This is a genomic window from Intestinimonas sp. RTP31139st1_F5_RTP31139_211217 (genome assembly GCF_040226735.1).
Lineage (GTDB): Bacteria > Bacillota > Clostridia > Oscillospirales > Oscillospiraceae > Intestinimonas > Intestinimonas butyriciproducens.
Genome location: NZ_JBCOAQ010000003.1, coordinates 67614 through 85114 on the forward strand (window position 1 = coordinate 67614; position 17501 = coordinate 85114).

Consider the following 17501-nt stretch of genomic DNA (forward strand, 5'->3'; position numbering starts at 1 on the left):
TGATCCCTCCATTACAGAAACAGTTCCATGGCATGTTCTGCCCTGGAACTGTTGGCAAGTGTTTCATCGTATTGTGCCAGAAGCTGTGAATTGACGCCGTCCAGAACCAGTTCCACTCCATAGGGGCCGGGGCGGATGGCGGCAATCTTGGCATCCAGAAGAGCCGAGAATTCTTCTTTGCCCTGGGCGGTCAGACGGGGAAGGTCCGCTGCGGGCACCCAGCCAACATCTTCGGCGGCATGAACTAAATAGACATCATGATCCGGCAGTCCAAGTGTCAACAGATCCCGCAGATGGACGGCCGGGGCTTCCGCCAGCGCATGGAGCTGCTGCTCCTGCACAGGCTCTGGTGGAAAATACACTCTGGTTTCACTGCCATCCCTGCAGAAATAATCGACCTTTCTCCACTCGCCGCCATGGGCAACCTGCAACTCCCCAAGATGGCTGTATCTCCAGTTCCGATTATTTTCCTTGCACCACTGGACTACATGGTCGCTGACGCTGCCGGACTTCCAGTCGAAGGTGAAGAGAGTTTCACCCTTCTGCCGGAGCAGTTCCGTCCACTGTACCCGGTCTGTGAAGCCCATACTTCGGGCAACAAACGCCTCACACATCCGGATCGCCCAGTCGGACGGCTCTGCCTGATGTTCATGTTTCTTTCTGAACTCCTCCAACTGCCAAAGCAGATCCAACTGATCCTGTTTAATATTGATGTTTCTTTCCTCCTCTTTCGTGTCATCCTTGGACTGTTTATCCAGCGATAGATTGTTTCCAAAGGCTTCCGTCAAGCTCTCGTAGATGCTCTCCGTATCCCATTCGCCAGCGGCAGTCAGCCGGCCAGCGATCTCCCGCAGGGTCGTTTCCTGGGCAAGCATCTCATCGCCGGAGATAAGCCAGGGCCACATCTTCGAGGTTTCCTGCTCAAAGCGAATGTAGTCCACGATGTCCTGGTATGCGTCATCGCAGTCAGGCTCATAGCGGTGGGCGAGATCGAAGCCCATGGCCTCAATCTCCTGATTAGTCAGTCCCAACTCATTGTGAAGCGTCTTGTAGAGTTCCTCACTTCCGTCATGCTCCGCAAGGAAAGCTATGAGCCTGTTCTGGATTCTGTTGGCGCCTGCCGTTGGAAAATGGTTTGCCAGGGCATCCAAGCTCTCCCGCAGGCTGCCGGCCCGGTGGTCATATTCCAACCGTATTCGCCCATTGTCCAGATCAATGACCGCCCGCTGTTCCGCAGCCCCGCCATGACCAAGGTCATGGCTCAGGGCCTCCGCTTCATCTGCAAATACCCGCCTGAGTGGAGTGCCGCGTTCAGCGGCAGCGAGAGAAAGAGCCTCCGCGAAGCTGCTGTTCTCATTTTCCGCGATGGCAGCGGCCCGCGCTAACAGTGGATACAGCCCCACAAGCCCAGCTCCATCCTCGCCTACAAAAGCGGTTTGCCGTCCCCGTTGCTCTACTTGATACAGCACTGCCGTAGTATCCCTCCCATCGTTTTATTACCGTGTTCTGTCTGTTTTACATAGAGAGATCCTGTTCCTCACCCATCTCCACATCCCACATGGTCCGGACCTCATTCAGGTAATACCCAGCCAGTTCTTTGTCCTCGCAAAAGAAGGGGACGATGCCGCGGACCCCATAGTGCTCCTCACCAACCGCTGGGTTGTACCGCCCAAGCACATAGTGAAGGGGGACTTTTTCCATTGTGAAAAAAGTTCCCCGCACAGAGCAAGTCTTGTCCTTTTCATCCACGCTCTCTATTACTCCACCGCGTAGATCGAAATCGCCGGGGCCTCCATATGGCTCGGTAGCGACAAACAGCACCTTGTCTCCAGCCGTCAGCTCCTTAGCTAACAGGCAGTCCCGCATACGGGAAATGATTTCATCACGGGAGGTGAAGCTCTCGGCCTCCTGGATTTCATCGCTCTCCAGTTCGAGAGCGGACAGAGCCTGCTGGTACGCGGTATGAAGCCGTTCATCCGGCACATTTGGGTCAAGGCAGTAACCGAAAGCCCCTGGAGCCAGGCGGGTGATTCGTTCCTCATCTGGGATCTGTTGTAATTCTTCATAGGCGGAAAGCAGATTCACCAGCTTCCCTGATTTTGGGAGAAGGTCAGACTGCACCTCAGATGCTTCGATCTGCTCGTCCACATATTCATCATACAGAGCGAAGCCGAGGCATCCAATTTCATCGTTGCAGATTTCCAATGTGTTATGAAGGATATCGTAGAGGCTGCTGTCATCGAAATACTCTGCCATATAGTTCAGAATGCCTGATATGATCTCCTCCTTCCGCTCTGCGGAAAGAGAGGGGGCGGGCTGCTCCGGCGCCAGGTTTTTGCAGTAGTCCAGATAATAGCAGACATCAAAGCACTCGTCCGTCAGGGTGACATCCGCCGCCTCCGGCCGCTGCTCCAGCTTCTCAAGGAGCATGGTATCGAAGCCGTTCCCGTCCTCTATCACCAATCCCATTTGCTCATAAAGCTCACTGAAATAATAGCACCAGCTACCCTCGTTGGTGTTTTCCGCTCCCTCCCTGATGATCTTTTCCACTGCCTGCTCCAGAATGGAATCAACCACCGCTCTTGCTCCGGGCAAGTAGGCAAAGTGTTTCCCCCCATCATAGGCAAAAACTCCGTCTTTATGCCCCTCTCCCAAAACGAGGACGCCCTGGTAGATCCGTCTACCGTGTTCATCAGCATAGAACGGCTCTGCAGCCCAGCGGCCATCCTGGTGAGGGCCATTCAAAAAGTCTTGGAATTCCTCGTCCGGCAGCGTAACCAGCCGAACTGCCTCACACTCAAAGATGTGGAAGCGTCCGGCCTTGGCCGGCAATTGAAGTTTCAGCCGCAAAATATCATCCTCCAGTCTTCGGTAAATAATAGCGGGGATTGGTACGCTCCCCATTGACCCGCACTTCAAAATGCAGATGCGGACCTGTAGACCTCCCAGTGGAACCGGAGAGGGAAATGATATCCCCAGCCTCCACTGTCTGGCCAACCTGGGCCAGTAGACGGGAATTGTGGCCATACAAGGTGGATAGTCCATTGCCGTGGTCGATTATCACATAGTAACCATAGCTGCTGTTATATTGGGAAACTGTGACCGTCCCAGGCAGTGCGGCCCGGATAGGGGTGCCTGTGGGTACTGCCAGATCTATCCCGGTGTGTCCCCGTGTCTCGCCAGTGAAGGGGTCGCTGCGATACCCGAACTCCGAGGTGACCACGGACTCCCAGCCTGCTCCGATGGGAGAGCAGAAGCCATCCACCCCAATGAACGGGACATCAGCCCCAGGGAACCAGCCGCCGCTTTCCCCGCTGGGGCTGCCATAAAGGATGAGATGATAGATACTGTCAGCGTTGGCCTGATGGTCCGCGGTGACCTCGACTCCAATGGCATGGCTGATCCGCTCATAAATTTCAGCCAGGTCTTCAATAGGAACGGCCACCATGTAGGTTTCTGTGGTCTCCACCTCATTGCCTTCTTCGTCGGTGGTGGTAACCGTTCGGGTTCGCTCCTCATAATCCACGAAACAGTCCGCAAACTCATGGATGCCATCTGTATCTGGCTGTTCTGCGGCGAAATACAGAGCATAAAAAATGGCCTTGACGCGGGTATCGTCAAGGCTTTTTCCATCTTCGCATTGACTATTGATCTCCGCGATCACTTCGTCCAGTTGGTCAAAGCTGTTCCGCATATCCTCGATGTATCTTTGGTACTCCGGCGTGGCGCTGGCGGAAATGGAGCCGCCGTGGAAGCACAGCTCCACGGCGGACACATTGTGCTGTGAGGTTCCTGAGAGGATGGCGCAAAGCAGAACCACCAGAACGATCAGCGGGGAAAGGATAGCCACAATGCCCCAGCCCACCTTTTTGCGGGCTTCCTCATTGGAAAGAATTACTATCGCCGCTTTGACGGCCGCTGCAACGGTGGCACTCATAGGTTCATACCTTTCATGGGCGAATCCTCTGGCTGCGTACTGTTCTGCAGTTCAGACCAGTACGCGGCCAGCTCCTCCATGGTTTCCGTGTACCCATCGCCTTTGGGCCGATGCTCCGCCCACAGCTGGTACTGCTCCAGATCAATTCCCCGGTCCAGCAGGAGCTTGGCGGCTCCGACCGCCTGATTGCTGACACAGGCATAGAGCGCGTCGTAGTTGTCCGGCTCCACCGGCATCCCGTGTTCCAGCAGTCTCTCTGCCATCCACTCCTGATGCTGGCCCGTGAGGGTGCGCAGGATGCCGGCCACCTCATCGCCCGGTCGGACGCCCTTGTCCACCAGATCCACCGCGGTCTGGAAGTCCAGCTTTTCCGCAACCCAGCGGAGAAGCTTCGGGGGCACAGAAGCAATCTGCTCCGGCGTGCATTGGGCGATCAGGTCTTTGGCGATGTTCCGGCAGTTATTTGTATAGGCATAGAGGATCACCTCACCGTGGAGGGAGGGGAGCGGCTCCGAGAGGCGGCCTTCTGATTCCTTCACCAATGTTTGTACCCGCCAACTGTCTCCCGTTTCCACCGCCCGCTTACAGGCAGTGAGATATGCCTCCGGGGAAAACCTCTCCACCGCCGCAAGAAGTATCAGGGTCATATTTCCTCCCACGACACCGGGGCGTCCCGCCACCTCGATCAGCAGGTCATCCGTCTGGTCTGATACCCTGGGATAAAGGTTTTTGAAGGCGTCAAATTCTCCGTCCCGAATGGCCAACACGGTTTTATCGTAGTCGCTGATGTGCAGGGGGTACCGTCCCACCTCATCCATATAGGCGGTGATGCTCCCGGTCATCCGCCGCAGGAGCTGTTCCGTCTGGGACATGGCCTGTTCCTGGCGTTCCTGCTGTTCCACCAGCGCCTCGATGATGGTGCGCTGCTCCGTAGGATTCAGGTGGACGATCATGCCCTCCGGCTCCGCCCGCTCACCCTGACGGAGATGTCGGGCATAGGTTTCGCCGTCCCCGTGGAACGCCTTGGTGATGGCGGAGGAGATGAGGAACATCCGGTCCAGATCTGCGCCGGTTTCGCCCAGCGTCTTGCCGGTGATGAAACTTTTGGTGACGGGGCGGCTGTCTTCATACCACTTCAGGTACACATCTAAATAGACGCCCTCGTTGCCGCCGTAGTCGGTGGTACAGAAGATGTCGGCGTCTTTGGGGATCTCCCGGCCATTTTCCCATTCCCGGTCCATGAGAAAATACTCGTCCGGAAGATATCCCATACTTTCCAGACGGTGCTTCAGTTCCTCGAAGACTTCCTGTGCGACGCGCTGACCGGCATACTGCATCCTCCGGGGATCTCCCGGAAACGGCTCCCACTGCTCCAATTCAATTTTTTTCATTCGAATTTCCTTTCTCTTTTATAGATCTGCTGTTGGCAGTTCACCCTTCATACAGCAGGAACAGGGCAGATCCTCATCTGAGAAAGCGCCCGGAATCGCCAGCTGATTTTCATCCGCGCAGATAAAATCCCGCCAGGCCCAGTTCCGGCCCAACCCCCGCACTGATGTGAGGTTTGGCATGGCTGCGTCTTCAATCGCCAAAGCCCGCCGCAGCAAATCCGGGTAGCGGTGGTACAATGTCCGAATTTCCCACCGCTTCATGCTGGGGCAGAAGAAGCAGGAAGACTTGCCCGGCAGGGGAAGGCCGGCATCCCGGATCGCCTGGATGCAGTCCTTTCGGCTCCAGCCCCACTCCATCAGGGGATATTCCTTCTGGTATTTTTTATCCTGAAGGTCATGAGGAAGGGCGTTGAGCAGACGGCGCTCCTCTCCGGCATCGTATCCAATGAACTTGACGACCTTTTCTCCTTTCTCCCAGGCATCAATGCAGGGCTGGTAGTGCCTGCAGAACTTTTCCTGCGGGGCAACCTTGTGCTTGAGGGAGCATTTTTTGTACCCATAAGCAATGGAGGGCAGCGTTCCTGAGCGGAGGCACTCCTGCTCCAGCGTCAGCCTCTGGCCGTTCTTCTCGGTGTACCACACCCGCGTGATCGCCGGCATCCCATGGTTCTCCAGCCAGCGGCTCATGGTGTCCAGGTAGGCATAGGTATGCGGCTGCTCGGCTCCGGGATCGGCAAAAAGGATCAGGTCGACTGGGACATGGTGCCGCCACAGTCCTACCAGCATTGCCGTGCTGTCCGTTCCGCCTCCATACCCAACCACATTCATCGCCCGCCCGCTGTGCCGAACAGCGCCTCCTTATAGGCTGGAGCGTGAACCTCCAACAGATACCGCTCGTTGCCGCATTTGAACAGGCACACACCCCGTTGGGGGAATCGGATGAGGTTGTACTCCGCCTCCTCCAGCTGGAGCAGATCCATATAAAACCGCTTGTCAATGGAGCCGCAGTTGAAGATGAACTGGTGGGGCGGGATAGCGAACAGGGGCTTGGTCAACTCCCGGATGCCCTCCCGGTCAAAGTCCTCCAGATTCTGCGAGGCCATGATGAGGTTGGATTCCTTCTTGCGGACCCGCTTGAGAGTGTTGCGGATATACTCGATGATGGTGGTACCCACCGACACATTATCCGACAGCCACACATACAGCTCGTCCAGCGCCGCTGTGGTGTTGCCGATGGTCAGCAGGCGGTCGGACATATAGGACAGGATGTTGAACAGCATGGCGCCGCGCACATTCTTGCTGGCCTGCAGCAGCCCCTTGACCCCGAAGACGATAAAGCGGGAGGAGGTCACATTGGTGTGCCCGTTGAAGAACTGAGCCTCGGCGCCCTGGCACATGGAGTGGAGGCCCAGCAGGATCTCCTGCAGCAGTTCCGCTGTGTAGAGCTGGTGGCAGTTCCCATCGTACTCTCTGTACTCCTGCTCAATGAGTTTATAGAGGTCGGAAAGGATGGGATAGTCCTGGGGCTTGAGGCCGGCGAAGTTGGTGCTGTCGCTGATGCCCCATTTGGCGTACAGCTTGCCCACCATGATCTCAATGGCGTCGATGTGGCGGTCTGAGAAATCCTTGTAGGCCCGGAAAAAGTCCTTGAGAAAGGAGATGTGCTGGGAGAGCCGGGTGGATTTGCGGAATGCCTCCGGCGCGTCCCTGTCCTCCGGGCCACTGCCGTCATCCCAGCACTTGGGCTCCAGCGGATTGATGCGGTACACGCCGCCCATCAGATCCATGAAGCAGCCGCCCACCGTCTCACACATATCCTTTTGTTCGTGTTCCACATCCAGGGAAATCACGGATTTGCCCGCCTCGAGGAAGTTGAGCAGGAGCAGTTTGAGCAGATAGCTCTTACCCTGGCCGGAGTTGCCGAGGATCAGGATGTTGGCGGAGGTCTTATCGTCATCCCGCTTATCAAAATCTACGAGGATATTGGCCCCGTACTTGTCCTTGCCGATGTAGAATCCGTGAGGATCGGTCTTGCCAGAATAATTGAAGGGATACAGGTTGGCCACCGAGCTGGCCGGAAGGACCCGTTCAAATTGGGCGCCGAAGGCGTTGCGGCCGGCTGGCATAACAGAAACAAAGCCCTCCTGCTGACGGAGCATAAGCCGGTCCACATTGAGCTTGGAGCGAACCAGTTCGGTGAGCACATCGGTCTGGAGCAGCTTGAGGGTGTCGTAGTCCGGGGCGGTCAGCTCCAGGAACACCGCACAGTGGAGGAGCGGCTCCCGGTTGCGGTGCATGGAGGAGACCAGGGTAACCACATCCTGCAGGTTGGCCTCGGCAGTGACAGTCTGCTGGAGATCCTCGGTGCTGGAGCGGGACATTCGGTGCTTGTTGGCGGCGTTGTGGATGATCCGGCGCTCCTCACTGGGGGTGACCTGCCGGGTGTAGATGCGGATGGTGACCCCGTCCATCTCGCCCAGATGCCGCAGGATGGCCTGCTCATCGGTAGAAGTGGGGTACTCCCGCAGCGCCCATACACAGCGGCAGGTGTTGCCGCACAGGTAGTGGTCCACCTTGAAGTCGATGACCGAGGGGGCGACCATGTCGAGGAAATCCTTGATATATGGTTCCTCCACCACAGGCCGGGGAGAGTTCTTTGTTCTGTTTTTCGGCAATGAAAAAACCTCCTGTCCAGGCCGGCAGGAGATCTTTTATCGCACTGTTTCTTCCTGATATGGCCCGGAAGTTCTCCTGACGGCCATATCAATTAAATTGTGGGGCACGGGTCAGTCATTCAGAATGATCCAGCGTTCCCCGTCGTAATCCTCATATTTTTCCGTGGTGGCATTCTGCTCAAAATACACGCCCAGCATGCGCTTGAGATCCTCGCCGCTGGCGAGGCTTGCCTTGAAGCCCTGATCCTCGAGGCTTTTCTGGATGCGGGAGAGGTGGGTGTGCAGCTCCATCCCTGTTTCCTCACGCAACCGGACCAGTATGAAGAACTCACGGGCGGTCGCCATCTGGATCTGTAGACGGTCCAGTGATTTAGCGTCCGCCTCCAGCAGCCGGCTGATGACCGGCAGGTCCTCCTCGGCAGCCCGCTGGCGATAGTGCCTCTTGTTGTCCTCAAAGCTCTCCTTGGAGTTGAGGGCCAACATCTCGATCTCAGCCTGCCCCTTGAGGACGGTCATGAGGGCATAGATGCGATTGCTCACAGCCTCCGGGGGCTGGACCGAGAGGTTGGTGGGCTTGATGGCAAAGAAAATCAGCCTCCCATGACTGGTCTTTAGGCCGCTGTCGGTGATCTCGTCGATCCCGATGAGCTGCCGGGTAGTCTGTTTGGCCGTTGCTTCTTTTTTTCTGCTCATTTTCTATCACTCCTATCCGTTGATGGATTACACAGCCCCCAGGCATAGGTCTGCTGGCCCAGGAGGAAATATCGGATTGCATAGCGCAGGAAGTCCAAGATACTGGTATCCTCCAGCCGAATCGAGAGGAAGGCATAGGCCGCAGTGATTACCACTGGGGGCAGGAAGCCAAGTTGGGCCATGGCAAACACAGAGATCAGGGCGCCCACGCCAATGATAGCGATGTCCCGCAGTTCCCACAGCCACAGTACGGCTTTGGATTTCAGATTATCGGGATAAATGTACATGTTTCACCTCACATCGTCATGCTCATTCCAAACCCCTGTTCATCCTGATCGGGGCCGAATTCCTGATCTTGTACTTCGTCTGGGCTTTGTTCCATCAACCAAGATTGGAGTTCCTGTGCCACCAACCCCACAACGAAGACTCGTTTGGATACGCCATTATGCGCCTCCACATACTGCTCAACGCGGTGGAAAAGAGATTCGGGCATAGCAATGGCCAGCGTCCGTTCTTTCTTGTTGTCCTGAAGGACCGCACTCTGGAGCGGTTCCTCGCCATGTTCCCACTGATCCAGTGCCTGATTCAAAAGGCTCTGAACCAGTGCCTTTTGGGTGAGGGGCGCATGAGCATCCAGGTAGGACTTCAGCCGCTGAAACATGTCATCTGAGATCTGAACGGCCAGGGTGCGCTGTTCCTGCTTTGCTGTGGCTGGCTGGTCCAGATAGGTAGTGAGTATCTTAGTGAGATACTCACCGTTTGTCATTTCAGGACTTTTGCCCTCCATCAGCCGCTTGTGAAGCGACTCGGGAATCAAGCCGCAGAGGTTTTTCATCGGTTCCATGATCGCATCTCCTATTCATAATCATTCAAGCTATCTGTGCTGTGGTCGCCCATGCGATTCCTTGCAAAACATAGTCGACGCAAGGAATCGCTACACTGTTGCCCAGTGCTTTATAGCGGGCGGAGTCGGAAGCACCCTCGATATCAGTCCAACCATCCGGAAATCCCTGCAGGCGCTCGCATTCCAGCGGGGTCAGACGGCGGATCAGAAGAACCGAGGCACCTCTTGGAGCGGAGGCGCTGTTATCTGGCTCGTCCATATCCACGACCAAATCTGTTGCGTCTTTGTGCTGACGAGCGCTCTGAGTGCTGACCACCTCGTTGCTTTTGAACACATCCACACGCTGGCGGCTGAACACGGCATGGTGATCGGTGGCGGTGAGAGTATAGGCGATGCCCTGTTGATACCCAATCCCGTTCCCGCCGTTCATAGGCTGCCGGTCAATGGCATTTCCGGTGATACAGAATATCGTGTCCGGTTCTGCGACCAGCGGGACATTGTTCCCACCCGTACCGTAACGGGCTGACATTGTGGGCGCCACAGAATGTGGGCCGGTGTAGCGGGCATCGATCCCGTGGTTCTCGAATACAAGTGGCTGGTGGCCATGCTCCTGTGCCCGAAGTGTTCCGGCAACATTTTCGCTGCAGGCAATGGCGCTTCCGCCCTGGTCATTAAGGCACAGGATGGATGGCATACAGTTCCCGCTGGCGGTTCCTTTCAAGGTAGGCGAGACTTCCTCTCCATAGCCAATACTGCCCGCAGAAGCACCAGCTCCAGCAGAAAAAGCAGCTGTAAAAATGGCGGGATACCCTTGTCCGGGCATACCGCCGCCTCCGCTTAGTGCTGTGTGCCGCTCCTCGGAAAGGAAGCAATCACCGTTGCCTTTGGCCGTGATTCCGGCCACAAAGGTCTGCTGTTTCATCCCTGGCTGGGCGGTCAGCGCCGCGGCTACATCATGAAGATCCCGCACCTCGTCCCGCTGATTGGCGGCAAAGGCGGTGAGCACACCGTTTCGTCCAGTGGACATACCACAATTAACACCGAGAGTGGCTGCCTTTTCTCCTGTCAGGTCTCCGTTGTATCCGTCGAATCCGATGGGGCCAGTCCCGCCTGGAGGATCAGAGCATCCCGGAGCTGAGGCGGCAGTTCCTTGCCTCTGGCCTCCGCTCGACGCAGAATACCCAGGCAGGCGGTTTTGCTCAAATAGTATTTGCGGGGCGGATCGTCCTGCAAAATCTGCGACAAGGAAGATTCTCTTGCGACGCTGGGCGACACCCCAGAATTGAGCATCCATGACTCTCCAAGCCAGGCTGAATTGATTTCCCAGAATGATTGCCCCAGCAGATTCCCAGCGCCCGGAGTCAGGTCGAGGCACTGAACAGGAGCCGTCTTTAATTCGGACAATCTCCTCGAGGACGATGCGGAAATCTTCGCCGCCCGCTGAACTGAATGATCCTGGTACATTCTCCCAGCACATATATCGAGGTCGAACAGTGTGAGCTGTTCTGCCGCGCCGCTCATCTGCATCCCTCATTTCTTTTACAACGCGGATCTGCTCCATAAACAGGCCGGAACGCTCTCCGGCAAGACCGGCTCTGGCCCCCGCCACGCTGAGATCCTGACAAGGGCTGCCTCCTGTGATAATGTCTACCGGGGGAAGTTCGGCACCATTCAGTTTCGTGATGTCCCCGACATGGAGTATGGAGGGGAACCTCTTTCTTGTCACTTCGATGGGGAAGGCTTCGATCTCGCTGGCCCACACCGGCTCGATGCCGTTGCGGACCGCCGCGAGTGGGAACCCTCCGATTCCATCGAACAGGCTGCCCAGCGTGGGCATTATGCCATACCCATGCTCTGCCCTGGAGCTTCGCTTTGCTCCATCTCAGCGGGCAGAGCCTCCTGCTTGATTTCCAGCTCCCCAATCTGTCGGATGGGGATGCCGAGCCGTTGGGCCTCCTCAATCTCACGGGCCATGCCGGAACTGACCCTGCCGCCGCAGAGCCACAGTTCATCGCAGACTTCCAGCACCCGGTGTCCCAGCCGCAGTCCAATTTCCCGTTCTGTTGGCTCAGCGTCATCCAACATCTGTGGGTAGAGCAGGTGGACGGCGATGGGCGTATGCCCCTGATGGATGGCATACCAGCACGCCTTTTTCGCAAACGCGGTGTTTGTCTCAATATCTCCTGCATAGGGAGAGGCGATGTAAATCAGTTTTTCTCTGCTCATTTCGCCGCCCCCACTGCCTGTACCACGGTGCGGGTGGTGTTGACCGCTGACTGTGCTGCATAGACGGCGGACATGATGTTGGCGCGTGTCGAGGTGTCCAGCCCAAAGGCGCCGCAGATGCGGGGCACTTCACCGGCCGACAGCATCAGGCCAAGGCCCAGCAGCGCATGATCCTTCAGCACCAGCAGTCCCGCTGTAAGGATGGTGGCCTGCAGGAAGGTGGTCAGACACAGACCGATGATCTGCTTGCACCACTGCACAAAACCGTCCATATAGCCGCGGGGCACCGAGAACATATACAGGGAACCCACAGCAATCTGGATGAGTAAGACTCCTCCGCGCTTGAGGTTGGAGAAAAAGCACTTGATGACGGCGTACCCCATCATGATGATAATAAAAATTACCATGATGGGGCTGGTGATGCTGCCAATCCCGCCGAATACGCCGGAGGAGGCCGCGGCCCCGATATCCACGCCCTGCAGGGAGTTGATGATATCAGTGGAAAGGGCATCAAAGCTCTCGCCATACCCGGTAATTCCAGAGGTCAGGCTGGCCTGCAGCGTGACGGAGAGTTTATAAAGTTCCACCGGCACCAGGGTAAAACACCCCACGGCCATAAAGCCCTTGACGGCGCTGATAGCCGCGTCCTTGATACTGGCCCGTCCGGTCTGGTATTCGATTCCGACCTCGAACACGGCCACCACCAGCCCGACGACATACAGCGTCCAGGCCAGATAAGAAAAAAAGAGAACAATGGACTGTACCCAGCTCATCTCGAAGAGCTCGACGCCCATGTTCCCCATCTCGGCAAAAAAGTTGCCAAAGAAACCAACAAGCTGGCTGTAGACCCAGTCGATAAACTGATCCATCAGCCCGCCAAGGAAAAAGTCCAATATAAACATCTGGTGGTTTCACCCCTTTGCGTAAGGGGGACCGTGCCAGCATTGGACGCATACTCCTGCTCAAAGGCACAGGGGCCGTGGCTGGGCACGGCCCCTGCTTGTATTCGCTTCCTATTTTCTTAGCACATTTGCGGGCTGTGTTCCTGCGCCTCCTCCTGACGCTGGAACACCTGCAGATATTCGTCCACCGTACCCGCCAGCAGCCTGTAATCCGCCTGAGTAGGCTGGTAAACATACCAGTCTACCTTCCCATAATCGTCCCAGAGGTGTGGTAAGATACCATCCGAGAAGTTGGGATTGCTCACTTTTTTCTTTCCCAGTAAATCGCCAAAGCGTAGGATATTCACATCCACCGCGCCCTCGGTCCGGTTCAGGATCGTCAGCTTGAGGGCATTGTACTGGCCGGCAATGTTCAGAGAAACAAACTCCAGCCTGGCCCGCAAATCCGGGTCAAGCTGGATATAGGCGGATCTGCCCGCATAAGACACAACGCCGCTGGTTTTGCACTGAGTGAGGATTTTCCTCAACTCCTGTCCAAATGGATTCAATTTTCTTCTTTCCCTCCCTACATGGTTAATTCCGGGACAGTCGGCGCCGGTGGATGAGCTAACTCCAGCGTACTGCCTTCCAAGGCCAGAACGCCATCCAGCCGGTGAATAAGGCCCTCCATGTGTTTCTGCCATCCGTCCCAATCCTTCGGATCAAACCAGCCGCCGGGCAGCTCGCCGGCTTTGATCTGCCGCTCCGCTCTGATCCTGGCGTATTTCAAAGTGTCCGCAAGGTAATCCCGGAGTTCCCGGAGAGAAGCCCTTGATGCTGTAAACGAGGTGACGGACCGGAACTTGTTGTCCTCGGCCGCCCACTCCTCATCATAGTCCAAACTGCCGGGATCACCGTCAAGATACTTTACAACGATCTCAGCCAGTGCCATAGGGCTGGTATGCGCACACCCCAGCTTTACATCACAGGGGGCATTCCATCGGTCTTTCTTTAATCGTTCAAGCATTTCTCCCAAGTCCAGTTGTCCATCTGCCGGTAAATTGTACCGGACACATCTAACCGCATCCAGTCCATTGTCGGACTCCAGTGCGGTGATTCCCCAACAGCCCATAGAAACCGTCTCCCATTTCCGGCTTACGCCTCATCATTCTTGTCCTACATTTCCAGTTTCGGTCCAATCTGCTCCTGCTCATCCAGCCCAAATGCCTCGCGCATTTCCGCATCCGCCAGAATCCCGAACGCTTCCTGACAATCTGCGCAGCTCACGATCCAGGTCTTTCCTTCAAAGTACCGGAGCATTTCCGCCAATATTCTGGTCTTCGGGTCCGAGGCAGAGAGAAGCTGCCCCACCTCCTCCCGCGAAAGATATTTGCGTTCTCCGCTCCAGGAGCCAATCACGCCGACAGTGTACTCAGGGATTTCCTCCGGCAGTATTTTACAATCCAGAACCGGATCTGGATCAAAGGTGAAAAACACATCAATGGGAGTATCTTCTACCACGCTTACCCCGATGCCGTATGGACCTGCACCTGCTCTGCACATCCCGGTAGACCGCTGGTACAGCTCGTTAACCAATGAAAGCATTTTATTTCCGGATGGATTTGGAATTGGATATTCCATTGCTTCCTTCCTCCTGTATTCTCAGAATAATTCTTTACATTCCCAGGATCGTCCAGACATAGGTGGGAGCCGTCAGGGTGAAGATAAGGCAGGCAAACAGGATGGCCGGCGCAGTCCATTCGAACTGGCCGTGCTTTCTATAGTCAAAATACGCCATGCCCAATTTGGCGAAGAAGAACACAGCCAGAACAAGGTCAATCACGGGAAAGACCACATTATTGACAACCGTTTTGATCTGGGCGGATGCGTCCGTCCAAGTGCCTTCAATGGCACCAGCCACATCCCCGGTTCCTGCCGCAAATGCGGGTACCGTAAACATGATGGCCAGCATCATTACCATTACGACCGCACAGAGCATCTTTTTCGTTTTCATCATCAAATACCACCTTTCTTTGCTGAAAAAAGAAAGGCCGCAGGGGTGTTCCCGCGGATGGATGATCTATCCCGAACAGGCCGCGAGGCACTTTCCCACGGCCCGTTTCTTTTCTGATTTTGTTACTGTGAATGCTTACATCGTGAGCACAGGTCCACTCAGTTCCTGTGTTTCCAGGAACTGAGCCCGGATTATTTCTTCAAACGCTTCCTTTGCTAACCTACAGAAGACAGAGTACATAGGCAGACCGTTCTCAGCCGTGTATTCATACGGTTCAGGTAACCGCCCGCATTTTGCAAAAAAGTTCTTTTCCGCCTCCATAAGCCGCTCAATAGACCACTCACGTACTTCGTTCCGATATGCCAAGACGGTTTGAACATGGCGCTCATCTCTTGCGGAGAGAAGCGTGGGGTAACGAAGTTCAGCATACTCTTGGGCGGTCGTGTCCATATAGCGTTCAAATGTTCTGCGTGTCGGCAGCCCATATTGAGGCTTCATTTCCCTTGCCACTGGCAGCCTTCTGTTCTTTTCTACAAATCCCGCAAAGGCTTCTTCGATTTTCTCCTTGGTCCATACTGCCGGAAGCCCTTTTTTGCACATTGTCAACCGCCTCTTTACATCAAGAAAGAAATATCTAAAAACTGCGTTTGAGCAGCCTCGACCAGTGGGGCTACTTCAATGACCTCTGGATTCTGTTGGAACTTCAAATCTCCCCGGAAGCCCAGTTTCAGGTTACTGAATGTTTCGGCGGCCTTCAGCAGTTCGGGCGGCGATCCTGGAGGCATCTCCTGCATCCACTGTACCCATTCACCTTTCTGAAAGCGGGGATTTAGCCGAAGGATCACATAGTCCTCCGGCACAAACTTGGGATAGCGGCCGATGCTGCCGCCCACCTTATAGTAGGGCTTTCCCTCCATCATGACCGTGGCCCGCATGAGCGTCAGGGTATCCTCCAAAGAGGCGCAAAACCAGCACTCCCTATCGCCCATACGCCTGATTCGGCCATCCCGCAGGATGCTGTCCAGATTCTTTCGGTGCGTGTAGTGGTAGACCTCGCCAGGCTGCTCATCCAGTCGGATGTATCCCATGGCTTCACCTCCCGCCTATAGATCAAGCGGAGCGATATGCCAATCGTCCCATAGATTGCCCCGGATATTCAGTGAATCGGTGAGGTTGACCGAGAGCATCCCTGCCGGGGTCCAGCAGTCAATGACCCAGGTGTTGACTGTATAGGAGCCATCCGGGTACCAGATAGGAGTGAAATGGGTACGCCGGTTATAGGTGCTATACTCGTTCTTCTGGAACTCCAGCCTGGAAGACGAGGAACTGATGGAAATGCGATCCAATAGCCGCCAAAAGGATTCATAGTTGAACTCTGGGAAGTAACTGACTGCATTCTGCAGGGCGGTGGTAGCCGACCTCTGGGAACTGTTCACTCTGGCGGTGACCACCTGATTGACCCCATAGCCGGACTTCATGGTGCTGTCGCTGGCGGTGGGATTCTTCTCGTCTGGAGTAATTTCCATAGCAGCGGAAAGGCTGGCACTGTAGCGGTCCAGATCAAATTCCCACCAGCCGTGGTCGCACCAGTATCCGTCCTCATCATCGCCATGCCATACCCAATACTCCTGCCACCATGGGTCCCAAATGGTCCACTGGGCCGAGGTTTTCTCCGGCCGGTCTGGGACCGGGGAGGGTGTGAAGGAGTCGTTCCGGTCATCTGCTACTGGATTGGGCGGCGGATTCTCGTCCAGATCTACGATCTTACAGTGGATGGTGGCCTGTGCTGATCCTGGGCCGGATACATCCACATCGATGGTCATGTCCTGCGGCTCGTCCGGTGTAGTCCAGCGTACCCAGGCCAATTGGGAATCTCCGTCCGGGTAGTAGACATTGCTGACCGTATAGGTCGTCCCATCAATATGGAACTGTACAGTGACCGGATCATCCGGGTCACTTTGGCCACCGCTGACCTCTACCGCCGTGATGACCTCGGTATTGGTTCGGTATTCATAGTCATAGGTGCTGATCTCCGGCTCCTCCGGCTGCTCCTCAAAGCGGACGATACCAAGCCCAAGGGAGGACTTGATGTCCGAGTTGGACACATTCTTATTGGTGGGGCCGGACCATGCGGGATAGCCTAAATCTGGGGTTTCCAGAAACATGGACAGGGGAAGGTTTTTGGCCGTCAGCGATCCCATCCAATAGCGGAGTTGTCCTCCAACCACCTCGTCATAAAGGGCGGCCTCTGTCGCTGTTGTGGCAATCATGACACCTTGGAACTTATAATAGGCGATGGGTTCCAGCAGAATTTTGTATTCGCCGCTGATGAGCGTGTCATAATCCATACCAGTTTCTTCCGCAATGAACTTGACAACATATTCTGAACAAAAATACTTTTTGATGGCCTCGATGTTATTACGCCCGTTTGTACTTATGATGCGAGGCATTGGTTGTACAGGGTTTTTATAGCTATACCCGCCTTGTACGGGAGAGAGCCCAGTACCATTATTGTACTGGATTTTACTGACCTTTCCGAAATGATATATTCCTGCAGATGGTGTTTTGTTGGTCAAATCAAATGGTGTAGTAACAACGGCATGGTCACTTGCCCGCACTACGGTTACACGCACCCCTTCGTTTCCGGGGTTCCAACTGCCATGACTCGTCGCATCCCCCATACTCCCGCCGCCACCATCAATGTTACCAGACCCGCCAGTTCCATTCGCGGCATAAACTTGTATGCAAGTAAAGGAAAATATCATCACAACGGCCAGAAACAGGTTAAAGAGTCGTTTCACTTGATCTCCTTTCCCACAAAATAAAAAGCACAGCCAAAG

General features: G+C 55.4%; 19 protein-coding genes. All 19 read right to left on the reverse strand.

Annotation, left to right across the window (positions count from 1 at the left end; genetic code table 11):
* Positions 1–11: 11 nt before the first annotated feature.
* The 19 genes from ABUA09_RS03795 to ABUA09_RS03885 all read right to left on the reverse strand — a co-directional run bounded on the left by ABUA09_RS03795 (position 12) and on the right by ABUA09_RS03885 (position 17462).
* Entirely contained in the window at positions 12–1403 is a 1392-nt protein-coding gene (locus ABUA09_RS03795) for a hypothetical protein (protein ID WP_227144452.1), read from the reverse strand.
* A gap of 112 nt (positions 1404–1515) precedes the next feature.
* Positions 1516–2850: a hypothetical protein gene (locus ABUA09_RS03800; protein ID WP_009261384.1), complete on the reverse strand. Its 1335-nt coding sequence runs from the start codon at positions 2848–2850 to the stop codon at positions 1516–1518.
* A 4-nt stretch (positions 2851–2854) separates the two neighbouring features.
* Complete coding sequence (locus ABUA09_RS03805) at positions 2855–3937, reverse strand: M23 family metallopeptidase (protein WP_006876457.1); 1083 nt, start codon at positions 3935–3937, stop codon at positions 2855–2857.
* Positions 3934–5328, reverse strand: a complete 1395-nt coding sequence (locus ABUA09_RS03810; protein WP_006876458.1) for a hypothetical protein — start codon at positions 5326–5328, stop codon at positions 3934–3936. The genes ABUA09_RS03805 and ABUA09_RS03810 overlap by 4 nt, the downstream gene beginning before the upstream one ends.
* An 18-nt stretch (positions 5329–5346) precedes the next feature.
* The gene (locus ABUA09_RS03815) at positions 5347–6156 is read right to left on the reverse strand and encodes an adenine nucleotide alpha hydrolase family protein (RefSeq protein WP_006876459.1); all 810 of its coding nucleotides are present in this window, start codon (positions 6154–6156) and stop codon (positions 5347–5349) included.
* Positions 6153–7931 (reverse strand): VirB4 family type IV secretion system protein, encoded by a 1779-nt coding sequence (locus ABUA09_RS03820; protein WP_227127601.1) that lies wholly within the window; start codon positions 7929–7931, stop codon positions 6153–6155. Before ABUA09_RS03820 ends, ABUA09_RS03815 begins: the two co-directional genes overlap by 4 nt.
* 183 nt (positions 7932–8114) lie before the next feature.
* Entirely contained in the window at positions 8115–8696 is a 582-nt protein-coding gene (locus ABUA09_RS03825) for a hypothetical protein (protein ID WP_006876462.1), read from the reverse strand.
* Positions 8693–8983 carry a hypothetical protein gene (locus tag ABUA09_RS03830; protein ID WP_006876463.1) on the reverse strand — a complete coding sequence of 97 codons (291 nt, stop codon included), beginning with the start codon at positions 8981–8983 and terminating at the stop codon, positions 8693–8695. Before ABUA09_RS03830 ends, ABUA09_RS03825 begins: the two co-directional genes overlap by 4 nt.
* An 8-nt stretch (positions 8984–8991) precedes the next feature.
* The gene (locus ABUA09_RS03835) at positions 8992–9540 is read right to left on the reverse strand and encodes a hypothetical protein (RefSeq protein ID WP_006876464.1); all 549 of its coding nucleotides are present in this window, start codon (positions 9538–9540) and stop codon (positions 8992–8994) included.
* Positions 9541–9565: 25 nt separating this feature from the next.
* On the reverse strand, positions 9566–11377 hold the full coding sequence (locus tag ABUA09_RS03840; RefSeq protein ID WP_006876465.1) for a DNA cytosine methyltransferase: 1812 nt from the start codon (positions 11375–11377) through the stop codon (positions 9566–9568).
* Complete coding sequence (locus ABUA09_RS03845; RefSeq protein WP_006876466.1) at positions 11377–11766, reverse strand: DUF7768 domain-containing protein; 390 nt, start codon at positions 11764–11766, stop codon at positions 11377–11379. Before ABUA09_RS03845 ends, ABUA09_RS03840 begins: the two co-directional genes overlap by 1 nt.
* Positions 11763–12668 carry a conjugal transfer protein TrbL family protein gene (locus tag ABUA09_RS03850; RefSeq protein WP_006876414.1) on the reverse strand — a complete coding sequence of 302 codons (906 nt, stop codon included), beginning with the start codon at positions 12666–12668 and terminating at the stop codon, positions 11763–11765. The genes ABUA09_RS03845 and ABUA09_RS03850 overlap by 4 nt, the downstream gene beginning before the upstream one ends.
* Before the next feature lie 119 nt (positions 12669–12787).
* Positions 12788–13216, reverse strand: coding sequence for a hypothetical protein (locus ABUA09_RS03855; protein ID WP_009261080.1), 429 nt, complete (start codon positions 13214–13216; stop codon positions 12788–12790).
* A gap of 17 nt (positions 13217–13233) precedes the next feature.
* Positions 13234–13779: a DUF4259 domain-containing protein gene (locus ABUA09_RS03860; protein WP_006874002.1), complete on the reverse strand. Its 546-nt coding sequence runs from the start codon at positions 13777–13779 to the stop codon at positions 13234–13236.
* Positions 13780–13823: 44 nt separating this feature from the next.
* Positions 13824–14288: a hypothetical protein gene (locus tag ABUA09_RS03865; RefSeq protein WP_009261079.1), complete on the reverse strand. Its 465-nt coding sequence runs from the start codon at positions 14286–14288 to the stop codon at positions 13824–13826.
* Positions 14289–14322: 34 nt separating this feature from the next.
* Positions 14323–14664: a DUF3852 domain-containing protein gene (locus ABUA09_RS03870; protein WP_006874004.1), complete on the reverse strand. Its 342-nt coding sequence runs from the start codon at positions 14662–14664 to the stop codon at positions 14323–14325.
* Positions 14665–14796: 132 nt separating this feature from the next.
* A complete protein-coding gene (locus ABUA09_RS03875; RefSeq protein WP_006874005.1) occupies positions 14797–15261 on the reverse strand; it encodes a hypothetical protein in 465 nt (154 codons plus the stop codon).
* A 14-nt stretch (positions 15262–15275) separates the two neighbouring features.
* The gene (locus ABUA09_RS03880; RefSeq protein ID WP_006874006.1) at positions 15276–15749 is read right to left on the reverse strand and encodes a hypothetical protein; all 474 of its coding nucleotides are present in this window, start codon (positions 15747–15749) and stop codon (positions 15276–15278) included.
* 15 nt (positions 15750–15764) lie between these two features.
* Positions 15765–17462 carry a DUF8193 domain-containing protein gene (locus ABUA09_RS03885; RefSeq protein WP_006874007.1) on the reverse strand — a complete coding sequence of 566 codons (1698 nt, stop codon included), beginning with the start codon at positions 17460–17462 and terminating at the stop codon, positions 15765–15767.
* Between the last annotated feature and the right edge of the window lie 39 nt (positions 17463–17501).

What these genes read in the sequence shown, in the direction of transcription:
- ABUA09_RS03805 (WP_006876457.1), bottom strand. Translation starts at nt 3,937, where the DNA reads ATGAGTGCCACCGTTGCAGCGGCCGTCAAAGCGGCGATAGTAATTCTT.
- ABUA09_RS03810 (WP_006876458.1), bottom strand. Translation starts at nt 5,328, where the DNA reads ATGAAAAAAATTGAATTGGAGCAGTGGGAGCCGTTTCCGGGAGATCCC.
- ABUA09_RS03815 (WP_006876459.1), bottom strand. Translation starts at nt 6,156, where the DNA reads ATGAATGTGGTTGGGTATGGAGGCGGAACGGACAGCACGGCAATGCTG.
- ABUA09_RS03820 (WP_227127601.1), bottom strand. Translation starts at nt 7,931, where the DNA reads ATGGTCGCCCCCTCGGTCATCGACTTCAAGGTGGACCACTACCTGTGC.
- ABUA09_RS03825 (WP_006876462.1), bottom strand. Translation starts at nt 8,696, where the DNA reads ATGAGCAGAAAAAAAGAAGCAACGGCCAAACAGACTACCCGGCAGCTC.
- ABUA09_RS03830 (WP_006876463.1), bottom strand. Translation starts at nt 8,983, where the DNA reads ATGTACATTTATCCCGATAATCTGAAATCCAAAGCCGTACTGTGGCTG.
- ABUA09_RS03835 (WP_006876464.1), bottom strand. Translation starts at nt 9,540, where the DNA reads ATGGAACCGATGAAAAACCTCTGCGGCTTGATTCCCGAGTCGCTTCAC.
- ABUA09_RS03840 (WP_006876465.1), bottom strand. Translation starts at nt 11,377, where the DNA reads ATGCCCACGCTGGGCAGCCTGTTCGATGGAATCGGAGGGTTCCCACTC.
- ABUA09_RS03845 (WP_006876466.1), bottom strand. Translation starts at nt 11,766, where the DNA reads ATGAGCAGAGAAAAACTGATTTACATCGCCTCTCCCTATGCAGGAGAT.
- ABUA09_RS03850 (WP_006876414.1), bottom strand. Translation starts at nt 12,668, where the DNA reads ATGTTTATATTGGACTTTTTCCTTGGCGGGCTGATGGATCAGTTTATC.
- ABUA09_RS03860 (WP_006874002.1), bottom strand. Translation starts at nt 13,779, where the DNA reads ATGGGCTGTTGGGGAATCACCGCACTGGAGTCCGACAATGGACTGGAT.
- ABUA09_RS03865 (WP_009261079.1), bottom strand. Translation starts at nt 14,288, where the DNA reads ATGGAATATCCAATTCCAAATCCATCCGGAAATAAAATGCTTTCATTG.
- ABUA09_RS03870 (WP_006874004.1), bottom strand. Translation starts at nt 14,664, where the DNA reads ATGATGAAAACGAAAAAGATGCTCTGTGCGGTCGTAATGGTAATGATG.
- ABUA09_RS03875 (WP_006874005.1), bottom strand. Translation starts at nt 15,261, where the DNA reads ATGTGCAAAAAAGGGCTTCCGGCAGTATGGACCAAGGAGAAAATCGAA.
- ABUA09_RS03880 (WP_006874006.1), bottom strand. Translation starts at nt 15,749, where the DNA reads ATGGGATACATCCGACTGGATGAGCAGCCTGGCGAGGTCTACCACTAC.